The organism is Streptomyces sp. 150FB, from assembly GCF_000818195.1.
Classification (GTDB): domain Bacteria; phylum Actinomycetota; class Actinomycetes; order Streptomycetales; family Streptomycetaceae; genus Streptomyces.
Genome location: NZ_JTHL01000001.1, coordinates 9,294,078 through 9,308,810 on the forward strand (window position 1 = coordinate 9,294,078; position 14,733 = coordinate 9,308,810).

Here is a 14,733-nt window from a genome sequence, read left to right on the forward strand (position 1 = left end):
TGTCACCCTGCTGGGTCCGGAGTCCGGCGAGAATCTCGCCACTGTAACAGACCGCGATGATCGCGGGTTTGCCGTACACCGCCCTGCGGGACAGGGTGATCACCCATCCCACGATGACCGAGGGGCTGAACATGCTCTTCTCGGCAGTCGGTCCGGCGTAGCCCGGCCGTCGCGGGCGGACGGCCTGACAGCCGTCCGCCCGCGACGGCTCACCGTTCGCTGTCGAGCAGATCGAGTAGCGGCTTCATGTAGCGCTGCCCAGCGGCCGCACCGCGGGGGATCGCCTTCTGAGCCTCGGCGATCGCGGCCTCGTCGACGTTGAGCGCCGCGCCTGCCAGCACTTCCGTGAGCTGCGGACCGGTGCGTGCGCCGACGAGGGGAGTGATGTCCTGGCCCTGTGCGGCGACCCAGGCCAGGGCGAGCTGCGCTGTGGTGACGCCGTACCGCTCAGCCGTCTCGCCGAGTGCCGCGGCCAGTGCGAGGTTGTGTGCGAGACGGGGCTCCTGGGAACGCGGCAGCCCGAGACGGAAGTCCTCCGGTGCCAAGCGCTGTTGGCGCTCTCGTGACCAGTGCCCGGAGAGCAGCCCGCGGGAGAGAACTCCGTATGCGGTCACGGCGATCCCGAGTTCCCGCGCGGTGGGGATGATGTCGTCTTCGGCATCCCGGGAGAACAGCGAGTGCTCCGTCTGCACATTCGCGATCGGGTGGACCGCGTGGGCCCGGCGCAGGGTCCGCGCGCTGACATCGGACAGCCCGATGCCCCGGATGTGGCCGGCTTGGACCAGTTCGCCCAGTGCTCCCACGGTCTCTTCCAGCGGTACATCGGGATCGGGGCGCCCCGGCCGGTAGAGGTCGATGTGGTCAGTGCCCATCCGGCGCAGTGAGAAGGCGAGCGCGTTCTTGACGGCTACCGGCCGGCTGTCCGAGCCTGTCCAGCCGCCGCCGGGCTCCCGAAGGGCGCCGAACCTGATGCTGATGACGACCGACTCGCGGCTACGGGCACGCAGCGCCTCGCCCAGCAGGAGTTCGCCGTGCCCCATGCCGTAGGCGTCGCCGGTCTCAACCAGCCGCACTCCGCCGTCGAGGGCGGCCCGGAGCGTGGCCAGGGATTCCCCGTCGTCGGCCGGCCCGTAGAGCTCGGACATGCCCATGATGCCGAGCCCGAGCAGGGGGCTCGTCCGACGCGGCCCCGCTGTCAGCATGTTCATCGTCGAGCCCTTCGTCCGGTATGCGGGAAGCCGCAGTTGGATCAAACATTAATATGACCGGTCGTCTTAAGCGAAGCGCGCGGCACCCTCCTTGCCTGGCGGGCGTCGAGGACTCCGGCTGTTCCCAGGATCTTGAGGCGGCGGCGTGCGGTGTAAGTCATGGAGGGTGACACCTTGGGTGATGCCCCCGGGTTCCCGACCGACAGGAACTGCCGGTTCCCCCGCCGGCGGTCCGGTCGGCCGAGGGCGGTGGGCGGTTCCTCGTGGTCGATGGCGCGGGGTGCCTGTCGGTCGTAAAGCCCTTTCCGAGATAGGGCCTGTCGTCGTACGCTGGCTCCATGGTTGACATGGAGACAGTGGGCACGGCGAAGGCGCGGATCGCCGACTTGGCCGGAGCGGTCGTGGAACTGCTCAATTCGCGCCCCCATGCCAATCCGGTCCTGCCGGACAAGCTCGACGACCCGCAGGCCGCGAAGAGGATTTTGGCGCCGTTCGGCCCGTCCGCGGCCGCCGGCCCCTCGTCCGAACAGCTCGCCCTCGTCCGCGCCTTGCGTACGGATCTGATGGACGTCATCGACACGCCGGACGCTGAAGAGGAGGCTCGCGGATGGGACACCCTTACCGCGCACTCGGCGTCGGCCGAATTCCGGCAGACGTTCTCGGCCGACGGGGCGCGACTGCGCCAGGTGGCGGGTGACCCGCTGGTGGGCGGTCTGGTCACCAGCGTGGCCGAACTGGTGCGGGAAGGGGCCTGGACGCGCTTTCGCGTCTGCGGCAACGGGAACTGCCGGGCGGTGTTCTACGACACGACCCGCAGCCGCTCCCAACGGTGGCACTCCTACGAGCTGTGCGGCAACCGCGCCAACGTGGCGGCCTATCGCACCCGCAAGCGCACTGCGTCGGACCTGGGTGGCGGAGCCTGAACCCTGACCGCCGCTGACATCCCTCGGCGCGCGCCTCCCCTGTCCTTCTTCGGTCCGTGCCGTTATGGCTCGACCGGGTCCTCAAACCCACACCACTGCCCAGTTCCTCCTCGACTCCTCCTCGACGCCTCACGCGGGCGCGTGGAGGCTTGCCCATGAGCGCTCTCGCCGCACCCTGGGCCTGTGGTTCGTGGTCATGCTCACGCGGTCCGGCCGGGCCCGCACGGCTCTCGGGCGGCTCGCCGGGGGTGGCCTGCTGCCGAGCGGATGGCCGTGCGTGCGGGCTTCCCGCTGGGCGGATGCCCGCTCGTGGAGCGGGAGTTGCGTCACCCGGCTCTCGTCGGCGCCGCGCTCATGGCGTTCGGCGGCACGCCCGCGGCCTGCCTTCCCCTGTGACGGGCCGTACGGGGCAGAGCCCCCTCCGCCCAGTATCGCCGGCCCTCTCTTCGAGTCGTGGCCGCCCGTCGCGGCGGCCTGCCGGTGCGCGTCCGAACTGCGGTTGACATGTTCTAAAAGCGATAGGCCTTTACGGGCGTAGTGCATCGTGGTAAACCTGTAAGTGTCTCAAAACGCGCAAGGCCATTACGTCCAGGTCGTGATGGCCTTGCGCGTCCTACAGGAAAGCTCCGCCATGAGTCAGCTTGTCCTCACCGCCGTAGGCGGCGACCTCAGCGAAACCCTCTCCACGAGCGATGACACCGTGCCCGCTCCCAACGCCGACGAGCTGGTCGTCGCCGTCGAAGCCGCTCCCGTCAACAACGCGGATGTCCTCTTCGCCGCCGGCTGGTTCGGCGTCCATCCGCAGGTCCCCAGCGCCATGGGCGCCGAGGGGGTCGGCCGCGTCATCGAGGCGGGCCCCGAGGCCGATCAGGCGCTGATCGGCCGACGCGTCCTCATCCTGCCGACCTTCGTCCAGGGGACCTGGGCCGACCGCGTCGTCATACCCGCCCGCAGTGCGATCCCGGTCGGCGACACGGCCGACGCACTCCAGCTCGCGATGCTGCCGGTCAACCCCGCGACGGCCTACGCACTGCTCCACGACTACGTGGCCCTCAGTCCGGGGGACTGGATCGGCCTCAACCTCGCCAATTCGGCGGTCGGCCAGTACGTCATCACCTTGGCGAAGCGGGCCGGAATCAAGACGCTGGCCGTCGTGCGGCGGGAGGATGCGGTCAAGCAGGTCCGGGAGTCCGGCGCGGATGTCGTCCTCCTGGACGGGCAGGACCTCGGCAGCCGTATCGCAGACGCCCTGGGCGGCAGCGAGCTGAAGCTGTTCCTCGAGGGCACCGGCAGCCCCGAGCAGGTCGCCCGGGTCTCCTCCTCCGTAGAAGCGGGCGGCAGCGTCGTCGCGTTCTCCTCGGCCACGGGCCAGACGCCTGCGATTCCACTGCCGGATCTCATCTACCGCAGTGTCTCCCTGCGCTCCTTCTTCATCATGAGCTGGCTCGGCAACACCCCGCGCGCGGAGCTGGAGCGGATTTACGGCGAACTCGCGAGCCTCGTGGAGTCGGGCACCCTGCACGCCTCCGTGGAGGCCACCTATCCGCTCAACGAGCACCGCGAGGCACTCGCTCACGCCCAGCGGCCCGGCCGGACAGGCAAGATCCTGTTCACACCGGGCACCCGGAAGAACGCGTAAGCACACCTCACCCCCGACGACTTCACCCATGAAAGAAGTGAGAGACATGTCCAAGATTCTTGTCGTAGTCACCGCCGCCGATCACTGGACCCTGGCCGACGGTACGAAGCACCCCACCGGTGTCTGGGCCGAGGAGCTTGTCGCCCCCTACCAGGCATTCCGGGAGGCGGGCCACGAAGTGGTCATCGCGACGCCCGGAGGTGTCCCGCCCACAGTCGACGCGGGAAGCCTGTCCGCGCAGGCCAACGGCGGGCAGGCGAAGGTCGACGAACTGGTCGCGGGCCTCGCCGAGATCGACCAACTCCGCCGTCCCGTGAAATTGGCGGACGCCAAGGCCGAGGACTACGACGCCGTCTTCTACGCCGGAGGCCACGGGCCCATGGAGGACCTGGCTGTCGACGCGGTCTCCGGCACCCTGCTCATCTCGGCCCTCGCATCGGGCAAGCCCCTCGGGATCGTCTGCCACGGGCCCGCGGCGCTGCTCGCCACCGCCGACGCCTCCGGCCGATCCCCCTTCGCCGGATACCGGGCGACCGGATTCACCAACGCCGAGGAGACCCACGCGGGCTTCGCCGACAAGGCCAAGTGGCTTCTCCAGGACCGGCTTGTGGAGCTGGGCGTCGACTTCCAGGAGGGCAGTGCCTTCGAGCCGCACGTGGTCGTCGACCGCAACCTCTACACAGGGCAGAACCCGGCCTCGTCCGTGCCCCTGGCGGAGGAAATGCTGACGACGCTGTCGCGCTGACCGCCGGCACCAGGAGTGCTCACACCGTGCGCGCGGTGTGAGCACTGCTGTGCCGCCGGTGCGATCGGATCCCCACCGTTCAGCGTTCGCGACCCACGAGGCCTCAGGCCGCCCGTGCCACCAGCACTGCCGACGCCCCACGGGGGCTGCCGACCGACGATGTCCGCGTCCCACGCGCGGTTGCCGGCGGTGCGCTGTACCACCGCTGCTCGCAGCAGGCGATGACGCTCGGAGGATCGAACTGTGGTCCACCAGGTCAGGGGAGAGGACCGCATCCAGCGACGTCGGTGATGTCAAACCGCCGGTAAAAACGGCTGACAAGGGCTTACTGGTCGGCGCCGGCCGTCATGCTCCGGCTTTCTGGAAGAGCGGAAGCTGTTGTGTCGTTTGCCTCGAGTGTGCTGCGGGGCGGAGTTTGCCGGCGGTCACTCGAAAACGACATCGTCGATGTCTATGGAGACGACGAGCGGATCGGGCATGACGCTGCCGTCCTCACCGATGAGATGGACGCGCCGTTGTGTCGGAACGACGATGCCTCCGAATTCCCGGTGTCCGGAGCTGTAGTGAGCGGCAGGCCCTGCGCCGAGTACCTCAGAGGTGTAGTCGTGTCGCCTGACGAGGCCCTCGCGGTCGAAGTAGAAGGTCTGCTGCTTGCTGTGCGTGGCGATGCTGTCCGGGAACTCCACGCTCAATCGCCGCCACGTCTGGCCGTCTTCCTGCCACGGGGACAGTTCCTCGGTCTGGAAGCCGGGCATGGTGAAGGAGAACGGCGCGGTGAGGTACGTCCACATCGCGTAGCCGGCGAAGTAGGCCAGGTGCAGCTTGTCCCACGGCGTGTCGAGTGTGTGACCTTCGAAGGCCGCCCGGGGGTTCAGTCGCTCCTCGATGACCTCGGTGGCTTGGTTCTCGATCGCCACCCGCTCCGGGGTGAAGACCGTGTGCAGGCCGGCGTCGCCGAAGGGGTAGTGGCTGGCGTACTCCCGGTGGAGTGCGACGCGCACCTTGGTGTCATCGAGTGGCCCACTCTGCTGCTTGAGGGACCAGAGAACCCCTCCGGCCTTCAAATGGGCGCTGACGGACGTGTAGCCCTTCCAGCGGTCCAAGCCGCCGTGTGCGGCTACCGCGACATCTACGAGGTCCATGACTTCCATCTCCATCCAGGTCCTGCGGGCACCCGGCGGGCGCCCCGGGAAACCCTACAAGACGACCGGTCATTTTCATGCCAATGTGTTGCGCCGGACGGCGAAACGGGCGGAAGGGGTGCCGTAGCGCGGACCGGGCGGGGGAGCGGCGGTGGCGCCACAAGCGCCGTGTCACCACCGGACTCGGTCCCGGGCTTCCGCGAGAGCCGGCAGTGGGCCGTGCCCGACCGTCGCCGTTGCCCGCCGACGGCCTCGGGCCTACGTTGGAAGAGGGGCAGTCAAGTGATTGTCGTCAGGCGCCAGGCCACGAGAGGCATGTTCATCGCCTCGCCCCCCGTGTGCCGCAGCGGACTACGGGCGATTCGTGTCTTCCGGCGCCTTGATCGCATCGTGGAGGTTGAAGTGCTTCCCACACATCACAAAATGGCGACCGTCGATGGTCAACGTGTGTTCTATCGTGAGGCCGGCCCCGGTGACGCTCCAGTCGTCGTCCTTTTGCACGGGTTTCCGACAAGTTCCCACATGTTTCGCCACCTGATACCGGCATTGGCAGATCAATACCACGTGATCGCGCCTGACCACATCGGTTACGGACGGTCCTCGATGCCCTCGGTGGATCAGTTCTCCTACACCTTCGACAACTTGACGGAGATCACCGCAGGGCTGCTCGAGGGCTTGGGGGTCCACCGCTTCTCGATCTACGTGCACGACTACGGTGCGCCGATCGGCTGGCGTTTGGCCATGGATTCCTCCTTCGAGGTCACTGCGATCATCACCCAGAGCGGGAACGCTTATATGGAAGGATTCGCGCAGCCGTTCTGGGACGATCTGTTCGCCTACGCTTCCTCGCCCGGACCGGATACGGAACCCGGCGCACGTGCGAAGCTGACGTCTCAAACGACGCGTTGGCAGTATGAGAACGGTGTCGAGGACGTGAGTCTGGTGAGCCCGGACGGATGGAACCACGACCAGCACCTGCTGGACCGACCGGGGAACGATGACGTGCAGCTGGCTCTTTTCCGGGACTATCCGACCAACGTCGACGGCTATCCCGCACTACAGGAGTATTTCCGTTCCAGCCGGGTGCCCCTGCTCGCGGTCTGGGGAGAGGGCGACGAGATCTTCGCCCCGGACGGTGCCCGGGCGTTCGCGCGTGATCTCCCCGACGCGGAAATCCATCTGCTGCCGACAACCGGTCACTTCGCGCTGGAGACGCACGTCTCCGCTGTCAGCGGATACATCCACGGTTTTTTGGGACGTCTGGCAGCGTGACCTCGTGGGCACTGGTGCCCTGGGTTCGACGACCGACTTGACGCATCCGAAGGCCATGCGCATGACCTCATGGCGTCTCCATGATTCACGCGCACCCCCACCCAGGTGGATGGGGGCGCGCGTGACGTAGGCAGGTCGGGGCATACGGATGCCTGCGCCGGCACCAACTCAGAGGCGCCTGAGGACCACACGTACGGCGCGTGGAGTCTCGACATAGACATTCTTGTCAGCGAAGGCGTCGCGGAAGTCGTCCCGGCTCTCGGTGAGATGGGCCCAGTCCTCCGTGTGCAGCGCGACCACTGTGTCGCTCGCCAGGATGCCGGCGGCTCGCGCGGCATCGGCGGAGGAAAGCGTGAGGTCCCCTTCGACTACGGGCAGGCGGGCGGCTCCGGCGAACAGGAGCGCGATGTCGATCTTCCCGAAACGCTCGGCGATCGATTTGACGTACAGCAGCGAAGCGTTGTCCCCGCTGATGTAGACATTGGGCGTATCAGCGGCCTGGAGGACGAATCCGTTGACAGGTCCGCGGCCTTCGGATCCGGGTGGGCCGTGCAGGGCGGGAACGGCGGTGACCGTGACGTCGCCGACGAGCCGGGACTGCCACGGCTCAAGGCCCGCGACGGTGCCACCGAGGTCTTCCGCGGCCTTGGTTGTGCTGATGGTGAGGGGGAGATGCCGCAGAAGCTCCGTTCCGAGGACATCGAGATTGTCGCCGTGGTGGTGGTGCGAGACCAGCGCCGCGTCGACGGTCCCGAGGTCGGCCGGCGCCAGACCCGGCCGGTGGGTCTTCGTGAGCGTGACGCCGTTTCGCGGTTCGTAAGTCCGGGGCTCGTCGAAGGTGGGATCGGTGAGGAAGCGGAGGCCTCCATATTCCAGGAGGGCCGTGGGGCCTCCGACGTAGGTGAGGGCTATGTCGGCCATGAGAGGCGATTCCTTGGTCTTGTTCGGTGGACGGTCCCGCCGGGACGCAGTCGAAAGCCGTGACGGGGAGCGCTCAGTTCAGATGGCGGCCCAGGAAGTCGCGGATGAGGCCCGCGATCTCGTCGCCGTGGGTCTCGAGCGCGAAGTGGCCGGCGTTCAGGAGGTGGAGTTCGGCGTCCGGGAGGTCACGCAGGTAGGCACGGGCGCCTTCTGCGCCGAAAATCTCGTCGTGCTCGCCCCAAGCGATCAGGGTCGGCGGCCGGTGTGTGCGGAAGTACTCCTGGATGCCGGGGTAGAGGTCGAGGTTGAACTGGTAGTCCCAGAAAAGCTGTAGCTGGATCTCCGCGTTGCCGGGGCGCTCCAGGAGGTCCTGATCCAGAGTCCACGCCTCCGGGCCCAGCCGGTCGAGCCGGTCCTGGGGCACACCGTGGGTGTACTGCCAGCGGGTGGCGTCTGCCTCGAACAGCTTTCGGACTTCGGCCTCATTACCCGGACGGTCCTTGGCGTGCGCGAACAGCACGTCCCAGAAAGGCGTGAACCCCTCCGTGTACGCGTTGCCTGACTGCACGACCAGTGCGCTCACCCGCTCCGGGGCGCGGCTTGCGATGCGCAGGCCGATCGGAGCACCGTAATCCATGATGTACAGCGCGAACCGGTCGATCCCCAGATGGTCGAGCAGCCCCTGTGTGATCTCGGTCAGTCGATCGAAGGAATAGGTGAACTCCTCCACGGGCGGCGCGTCCGAGAAACCGAAGCCGATGTGGTCCGGGGCGATCAGATGGTAGTCGCCCCTCAGATCCTCGATCAGGCGCCGGAACATGTGCGACGACGTCGGGAATCCGTGCAGCAGCACCAGCGTCGGCTGCGAAGGATCGCCCGCCTCCCGGTAGAAGACGGTGCGGCCCTCGACCAGCGCCGTGCGGTGACGAGTCGCCATTCCCGCTCGGCCAGGTACGTCGTTTGATGTGTCGGGCATGTGCGCCCACCAGCTTTCTCACCGTTGAAACTTGTTTCAGTGGTGAGGTTAAGCAGGTCGTTTCTCGCCTGTCAAGGGCCCCTCGGCCGGCCGCGGAGCGGCCGGCCCGCCATTTGGTGACGGCCTTCACGGCGGCGCATTCCGCAGGCGTGATGCGTCGCGCAGGGGGCCGTCCACGGTGTCCGGCGGCCGGACCGTCCCACCCCGGGGCAGCCCGGCAGGCGCGAAGCTCCCGGCTCGCCACCGGCTACCTCGGCCACTTCGCCCTGGTCACCGGCCTGCGGCCCGCTTCGGGGTCTGCTGTCGGGGCGCGTGTGGTCGTGGTCGGCTCCGGCGCTCGGCCCGGAGGTGGCATGGGAATGGCCGAGTGGTCCGTGGATCCCTGAGCGGTGGACCGCCTTGACGCATCCGCCATGTCCGGTTTCTTCTCGCCGTACCATACAATGTGTCGGACATAGTGTCCGCCGGAATGTTAGGTTCTTCCGGTACTACCGAGCCGTAACCCCTGCTCTCTCTCGCTTTGGACTGACATATGCACCATGCGAACGATTCCCGGCAGCCGGACCCGCGAATGCGGCTCGGCTTGTCCGCCGACGAGGTTCTCACCACGACCCGCGCGGTACGCCGTCGGCTGGACATGGAACGACCGGTGCCGCGGGAGGTGGTGGACGACTGCGTCCGCGTCGCCCTTCAGGCACCCAGCGGCCGTAACAGGCAACGTTGGGACTTCGTCTTCGTTGAGGACCGGAAGACGAGGGCGGCTGTGGCGGAAGTGTGGCGGCGCGGTCTGGCCGCACCCGCAACCCCCGGGGTGGTGGGCCCGGAGCCCACACGCATGGACTTCGGGTCTTCGGAGTGGGCTCGTATCGCCGGCAGCCTTGATCACCTTGCCCACCATCTCCACGAGGTCCCGCTGATCCTCATTCCTTGTCTGCGCGTGGCCGACCGGGCTGAACTCGACACGGTCCGTGGTCAGGCAGGCGCCTGGGGTTCTGTCATCCCCGCCTTTTGGAGCTTCATGCTCGCGGCCCGTGAACGAGGGCTGGGAACCGCGTGGACCACGAGCCATCTCAGCTACGAGCGCGAGATGGCGGAGGTGCTCGGCATCCCGTACGACGAGGTGGTCCAGGTGGCCCTCACGCCGGTCGCCTACACGATCGGGACAGACTTCAAGCAGGGCTCCCGGGCGCATGCCGAACAGTTCTCCCACTGGGATCACTGGTAGGCGAACGGCCGATACGGGAGCACGGCCCGCCACTACGCGGGCGCGCCTCGGACCGGGCTGAAGGAGAGCGGAGAGCGTCTCTCGACTGAGGCGCACCCGGAGTGGTGTTCCGGGATGCTGGTCGGCGGCCTCTCAGGAAAGGCGGCGGTTGTACGCGCCGTACCACCAGATGGAGGCCAGTTCGAGGGCGAAAGCCGCGTCGCCGCTCTGGTCCACCTTGCTGATGTGGTGGGCGATCGCCTGCTCCCCACCCCAGACAATGATCTGCCCGGCCACCCTTGGATCCACTCGGCTGTCTGTCATCCCCTCTTCCTGGCGCCGTCTCAAGTCACTGACGACCCTTTTCTCAAATTCTTCCAAATCAGTTGTGTAAAAGTTGTGCACCGAAGGGTCATACGCGGCAGTCTCACTGATGGCCGACAGTACGGAGAAATGCCTCCGATGTCGCGCGATCGACTCTTCGAGGAGTTTGGTGATGCCCCGCAGGCCGTCCGGCGATTCCACCGCGTCCCACACATCGAGGGCATCAGAAGTCGCCTCCTCGAAAAAGCTTTTGCTGAGTGACCTACCGAGCCGGGACAAGAGATCAGACTTGTCCCGGAAGTGCGCATAGAAAGTCGAACGCGCAATCTGCGCCTCGACGATAATCTTTTGCACGCTGATTTCGGTATATTTCATTCCGCTGTCGAGCAGATTTTTGACCGCCTCGAATACGGCGGACTCCACTTTCGCACGGTTTTCTTCGGAATCGGAGGGTGAACGAGTGATGGACGGCATTTAAGAATCCTAGATGACTTCCGGCCCACTGCTCCCCTGGAGCGAAACAGTGAAAGCGGTGACACTGAACAGTGTGGCCCTCAACTCCTGGCGGTGCCAATATGATATCAGGGGAATCTGTGGGATCCAGGAGGCAGGATGTGCGGTCCTGAGACGTTCCCCTCGAAGCCGCTCGGGTATGCCTGCGTCCGTCGTAATCGCCAGGGGTCGCCGCCACCCCTGGCCCCAGCCGCTCGGACCGCCGAGCAGGTGCGGCACACCACAACAGTGGTGTGCCGCACCTGGTTCTACTCGTCGGCCGGGACGGTTTTCAGTCAGCAACTCAAGACGAGGGCAACGTGCGGAAGAATTCAAGGTAAGCCGCTGCGGTCTCCGCCGGAGCCTCCTCGGCCACCTGATGCCCCGTGGCCAGCACGATACCCCGGACGTCACGTGCCACCTCGCGCATCTGACGCTCGGTGTCCGCGCCTATGGCGAACTCCCCGCCCACTGCGAGAACCGGAATGCCCAGAGGAGTCTGAGCTGCAAGGTGATTGCTGTCAGCATCATCGAGGCTTGCCCGGTATATCGACAGCATGGCCCGAAGGCTGCCCGGGGACGAGTAACAGCGCACGTATTCGTCGAGCGCCTCCGTAGTCAGGGCATCGACGTTGTACGCCTCGTTCTTGAGCCACCAGGTGATGAACTCGCGCTCGTGTCCGGATATTAGAAGCTCGGGAACATCGGGCTTGAAGAAGAATCCTAGATGGAACACGAATGACCCCTGCGACACGTTCGACCGGGTGAGGCGCGTGGTGTCCTCCCAGCCGAAACCGGCGAGCAGCGCCTCCTGGTAGACGAGTTGCCGTACGCGGTCGGGGTACCGCGCCGCAAGTTGGTAAGCCGTCGCCGCTCCCCAGTCCTCACCGACGACACGGTATTCACGGTGTCCCAGCGAATCCATCAACTGTGCGATGTCCTCGCTCAAAGTGACGGTGTCGTAGCCCTCCTCTGCGGGAAATGAGTCGCCCAGCCCCCGTAGATCCGGGACTACGACGGTATAGTTCCGAGTGAGTAGGGGAACGATGTGCCGCCAGTGGTAGCCGGTCTTGGGAACACCGTGCAGCAGAACCACCGGCTCACCTGATCCGCCCATGCGGTAGTGCAGTTGCGTTCCGTTGACTGCGGCTCGAGCAGACTGCAAGGGATTTCCTTGGTGGTCAAAGATAAGCATGCGACTCCTTACGCCGTTTTCGTGGGCCACTCCGTCACCGTAGCCGAGCAGCGAATACCCGGAAAGAACGTACCTCGAGGATAGAAAGGAACCCGGAGGTGACCGAAGAGGTCAAAATTGCGCACGAACCTCACGATGTGATGCACGCCATGGTGCATATCAACTCTCTCGCACGGGAGATCTTCACGCATATCGCGAACAAGTGGGCACTTCTCATCGTCAATGCCCTGGGTGACGGCACCCTGCGCTTCACGCACCTACATACAGCGGTCCAGGGCATCAGCCACAAGATGCTCGCGCAGACACTGCGCACGCTGGAACGGGATGGAGTCGTCGACCGCCGCGTGTACGCGACCGTGCCACCACGGGTCGAGTACAGCCTCACGGAGGCCGGGCGCGGCCTCAGGGACACGGTCAATGAGATGTGCACATGGACCAGGCAGCATGCCCGACACATCGAGGCTGCTAGACGGCACTTCGACGGTCAATAGGCCCCTGGGGCCGTTGTCGTACGACGGCCCGGGCGCTGACTCAAGGGTCGTAGATCGTGCCGGAGTGCGCCAAAGGCCACTCGGCGCCATGGAGGTGTGCCGACGGTCGCGTGCCGCTCAACAGACGGTCCGCAGCTCGCGGCGCTTCCTGGAGCGCGGCACGGACGGTCTGTCACTGTCCGCCAGAAGAGCGACTGTGGCGCCGGTCAGGTTCTCAGGGCGGCCCGACTGTCAGGCGTCCCCCTCGGTGTAGCGCCCCTGGGCACGGTGGTAATGGCGCTGCGCCTTGGAGCGGGCGCCGCAGGTTTCCATCGAATGCCAGCGGCGGGTGCCGTTCCTCGACGTGTCAAGGAAGAACAGGACGCAATCGGGGTGAGCACACTGGCGCACCCGGTCCGCCTGCCCGTCGATCAGCTCCACGTACTGGCCGGCAGTCGACCACGCGGCCAGCCAGCCGGGTTCGGCACGCACCGTGCGCTCGGGCCGGCCGTCGCGCACGGCAAGCCGCACGGCACCGTGCTCCAGCACAGCGTTGAGCCGCCGCTCGGCCTCGGGACGCGGACCGGTAAGACTCGCACGGAGCGTGTCGCGCGTCTCCAGCAGTGCGGGCCACGCCTCCTGTGCGGGCTCCGAAAAGCCGTTCTCCGCGAGCCAGGTCTGGACGTTCTGCTCGTCCTCGAGGAAGTCCACGAGGTTGCCGCGGCTCATCCACCTGGTGTTCACGAGGTCAAGCGCCAACGGCTCACCCACATGTGGTCGCTCAAGCATGCGAGCGATCTTACCACTGTCGAACGCTTAACAGGTGAGATATCTATCCAGGTCCGGCTCGGTGACGGCGCCGCCCCGGCATATGCGGATACGGGCCCCGCCGACCTTGGCGGGCGGTGTCCGCGGCTGCCTCACATCCTGCCGGGCCGCTCGCACTGTTCACGCGTGCTGTTGCTCGCGTTCCCATCTGCGCGACCTCGCAACACAGTGGGGGATGGGGGCGTGTGCCCGGCGCGAGTTTGAAACCTGGGAGCCATGGTGGAGCGCACCGCACTGGCGGCCGGATCCTTCCGTGCCTCCTGCCGTCGATGACCCAGAGGTCATGGGCGGTGGGCGGTAAGGTCCCAGAATAAGATGATTGGTCGTATTGCCGGAAGAGGGTGGTACCGGTGGGCAGAAGGAGCATGCGCGAGGAAATCGTCGAGGCGGCGGTCGAGCAGTTCCACACGTACGGGTTCAACGGGGCCGGCGTCAAGGACATCACGGACAGTGCGGGCGTGCCGAAGGGGTCGTTCTGCAACCACTTCGAGAGCAAGGAAGCGTTGGCCGTGGTCGCCCTGGAGCGCTACGGAGTGAGCCGCCGACTGGGGGGGCTCGCCGACGCGGACGTCGATCCGCTGCTGAGGTTGCGCAGGCACTTCGAGTTCCTCCGTGACGAGAACACCGGACGGGGACGCTGAGGGAACTGCCTGACGCGGCCGGCTGCACAAACGCCCCGACGGGAAGTTGGCCGGCGATACGGTCGATGCCGCCGCTCTTGTCGTACAGGGCGTGGGTCTCGGCGTGAAGGAGTGGCGGCGGGAGCAGGACGTGCTCCATGTCGCGGAGCGCGCGCGGTGTTTCCGGTTCGGCCCCCGTCGTGGCTGCGGCAACCGACGGCATCGACCCGTAGCTGTGCACAGGCCGGCGATGTGGGTCAGCTCGTGCCAGGACATGTCGGTGTGGGCCGACGGTTCAGCTCGACGCGAGTGTGCGCCGGGGATTCCCGGTCAGCGGCGGCCGGTGGACAGGACGACGAGGAACTGGCCGCCGCCCGGCTCGATGTCGGCGGTCACCGGCAGCCCCGGTACCAGTCGGGAGAACCGGTCCACCAGCCAATCCGCCGCCTCTTGGGCGTCCCGCCTGGTCGGACAACGGCCCACCATCTCGCGGCCCCCCCTTGCGCTCCAGCCTTCCGGCAACGGTGATCAGCGGCGCGGGTTCGACCACGTACAGGCGGTCCGGCCAGGCGATGGCCACCTTGACCGCGCCCTTGCGGGTGTTGCATCCGCGGTGTGCGAGCCGCTCGACGACCTTGGCCTTCCGGTCGGCGGTCCGGCTGTCGACGCTGGGCCCCCGCGGGTCGTTCACCGACTCGTCGGGGTCCACCGCCTCGTCACACACCCAGCACCGCCAGCCGTCGCGCTCGGCCACATCATCAAGAAGACTCATCC

15 protein-coding genes and 1 pseudogene are annotated in these 14,733 nt (G+C 66.7%); 8 read left to right on the top strand and 8 right to left on the bottom strand.

All coding sequences use genetic code 11. The features are described 5' to 3' along the window. Positions 1 to 209 precede the first annotated feature (209 nt). Positions 210 to 1,208 (bottom strand): aldo/keto reductase, encoded by a 999-nt coding sequence (locus QR77_RS39750; protein ID WP_201778867.1) that lies wholly within the window; start codon positions 1,206 to 1,208, stop codon positions 210 to 212. 338 nt (positions 1,209 to 1,546) lie between these two features. Between QR77_RS39750 and QR77_RS42665 the strand changes: the two genes are divergently transcribed. From QR77_RS42665 to QR77_RS39765, 4 genes are all read left to right on the top strand, one after another. Then, positions 1,547 to 2,131: a CGNR zinc finger domain-containing protein gene (locus tag QR77_RS42665; RefSeq protein WP_078877695.1), complete on the top strand. Its 585-nt coding sequence runs from the start codon at positions 1,547 to 1,549 to the stop codon at positions 2,129 to 2,131. 267 nt (positions 2,132 to 2,398) lie between these two features. Continuing rightward, positions 2,399 to 2,527, top strand: a complete 129-nt coding sequence (locus tag QR77_RS49915; RefSeq protein WP_269084353.1) for a hypothetical protein — start codon at positions 2,399 to 2,401, stop codon at positions 2,525 to 2,527. Positions 2,528 to 2,762: 235 nt separating this feature from the next. Further along, the gene (locus tag QR77_RS39760; RefSeq protein ID WP_040026779.1) at positions 2,763 to 3,770 is read left to right on the top strand and encodes a zinc-dependent alcohol dehydrogenase family protein; all 1,008 of its coding nucleotides are present in this window, start codon (positions 2,763 to 2,765) and stop codon (positions 3,768 to 3,770) included. A gap of 46 nt (positions 3,771 to 3,816) precedes the next feature. After that, positions 3,817 to 4,515: a type 1 glutamine amidotransferase domain-containing protein gene (locus tag QR77_RS39765; protein WP_040026781.1), complete on the top strand. Its 699-nt coding sequence runs from the start codon at positions 3,817 to 3,819 to the stop codon at positions 4,513 to 4,515. A 425-nt stretch (positions 4,516 to 4,940) separates the two neighbouring features. On the opposite strand, the gene QR77_RS39770 is transcribed toward QR77_RS39765, so the two are convergent. Beyond that, positions 4,941 to 5,657 (bottom strand): hypothetical protein, encoded by a 717-nt coding sequence (locus QR77_RS39770; protein ID WP_078877948.1) that lies wholly within the window; start codon positions 5,655 to 5,657, stop codon positions 4,941 to 4,943. 423 nt (positions 5,658 to 6,080) lie between these two features. On the opposite strand from QR77_RS39770, the gene QR77_RS39775 reads away from it, so the two are divergent. After that, positions 6,081 to 6,929: an alpha/beta hydrolase gene (locus tag QR77_RS39775; RefSeq protein ID WP_160311010.1), complete on the top strand. Its 849-nt coding sequence runs from the start codon at positions 6,081 to 6,083 to the stop codon at positions 6,927 to 6,929. A 168-nt stretch (positions 6,930 to 7,097) separates the two neighbouring features. Here the strand turns inward: QR77_RS39775 and QR77_RS39780 are convergent, their stop codons facing one another. Next, positions 7,098 to 7,850, bottom strand: coding sequence for an MBL fold metallo-hydrolase (locus tag QR77_RS39780; RefSeq protein ID WP_040026782.1), 753 nt, complete (start codon positions 7,848 to 7,850; stop codon positions 7,098 to 7,100). A 73-nt stretch (positions 7,851 to 7,923) separates the two neighbouring features. After that, the gene (locus tag QR77_RS39785; RefSeq protein WP_078877697.1) at positions 7,924 to 8,826 is read right to left on the bottom strand and encodes an alpha/beta hydrolase; all 903 of its coding nucleotides are present in this window, start codon (positions 8,824 to 8,826) and stop codon (positions 7,924 to 7,926) included. Between the two features lie 571 nt (positions 8,827 to 9,397). Between QR77_RS39785 and QR77_RS39790 the strand changes: the two genes are divergently transcribed. Next, positions 9,398 to 10,051, top strand: a complete 654-nt coding sequence (locus QR77_RS39790; protein WP_040026784.1) for a nitroreductase family protein — start codon at positions 9,398 to 9,400, stop codon at positions 10,049 to 10,051. A gap of 132 nt (positions 10,052 to 10,183) precedes the next feature. Here the strand turns inward: QR77_RS39790 and QR77_RS39795 are convergent, their stop codons facing one another. Beyond that, positions 10,184 to 10,828, bottom strand: coding sequence for a TetR/AcrR family transcriptional regulator (locus QR77_RS39795; protein WP_040026785.1), 645 nt, complete (start codon positions 10,826 to 10,828; stop codon positions 10,184 to 10,186). Positions 10,829 to 11,150: 322 nt separating this feature from the next. Then, positions 11,151 to 12,041 (bottom strand): alpha/beta fold hydrolase, encoded by an 891-nt coding sequence (locus QR77_RS39800; RefSeq protein WP_040026786.1) that lies wholly within the window; start codon positions 12,039 to 12,041, stop codon positions 11,151 to 11,153. A 140-nt stretch (positions 12,042 to 12,181) separates the two neighbouring features. On the opposite strand from QR77_RS39800, the gene QR77_RS39805 reads away from it, so the two are divergent. Then, a complete protein-coding gene (locus QR77_RS39805) occupies positions 12,182 to 12,532 on the top strand; it encodes a helix-turn-helix domain-containing protein (RefSeq protein ID WP_052489834.1) in 351 nt (116 codons plus the stop codon). Between the two features lie 231 nt (positions 12,533 to 12,763). On the opposite strand, the gene QR77_RS39810 is transcribed toward QR77_RS39805, so the two are convergent. Next, positions 12,764 to 13,300 carry a CGNR zinc finger domain-containing protein gene (locus tag QR77_RS39810; RefSeq protein ID WP_040026788.1) on the bottom strand — a complete coding sequence of 179 codons (537 nt, stop codon included), beginning with the start codon at positions 13,298 to 13,300 and terminating at the stop codon, positions 12,764 to 12,766. Between the two features lie 404 nt (positions 13,301 to 13,704). On the opposite strand from QR77_RS39810, the gene QR77_RS39815 reads away from it, so the two are divergent. Next, the gene (locus QR77_RS39815; RefSeq protein ID WP_052489446.1) at positions 13,705 to 13,980 is read left to right on the top strand and encodes a TetR/AcrR family transcriptional regulator; all 276 of its coding nucleotides are present in this window, start codon (positions 13,705 to 13,707) and stop codon (positions 13,978 to 13,980) included. A 309-nt stretch (positions 13,981 to 14,289) separates the two neighbouring features. Here QR77_RS39815 and QR77_RS39820 read toward each other — a convergent pair. Beyond that, a pseudogene (locus QR77_RS39820) lies at positions 14,290 to 14,731 on the bottom strand (hypothetical protein). Positions 14,732 to 14,733: the final 2 nt, after the last annotated feature.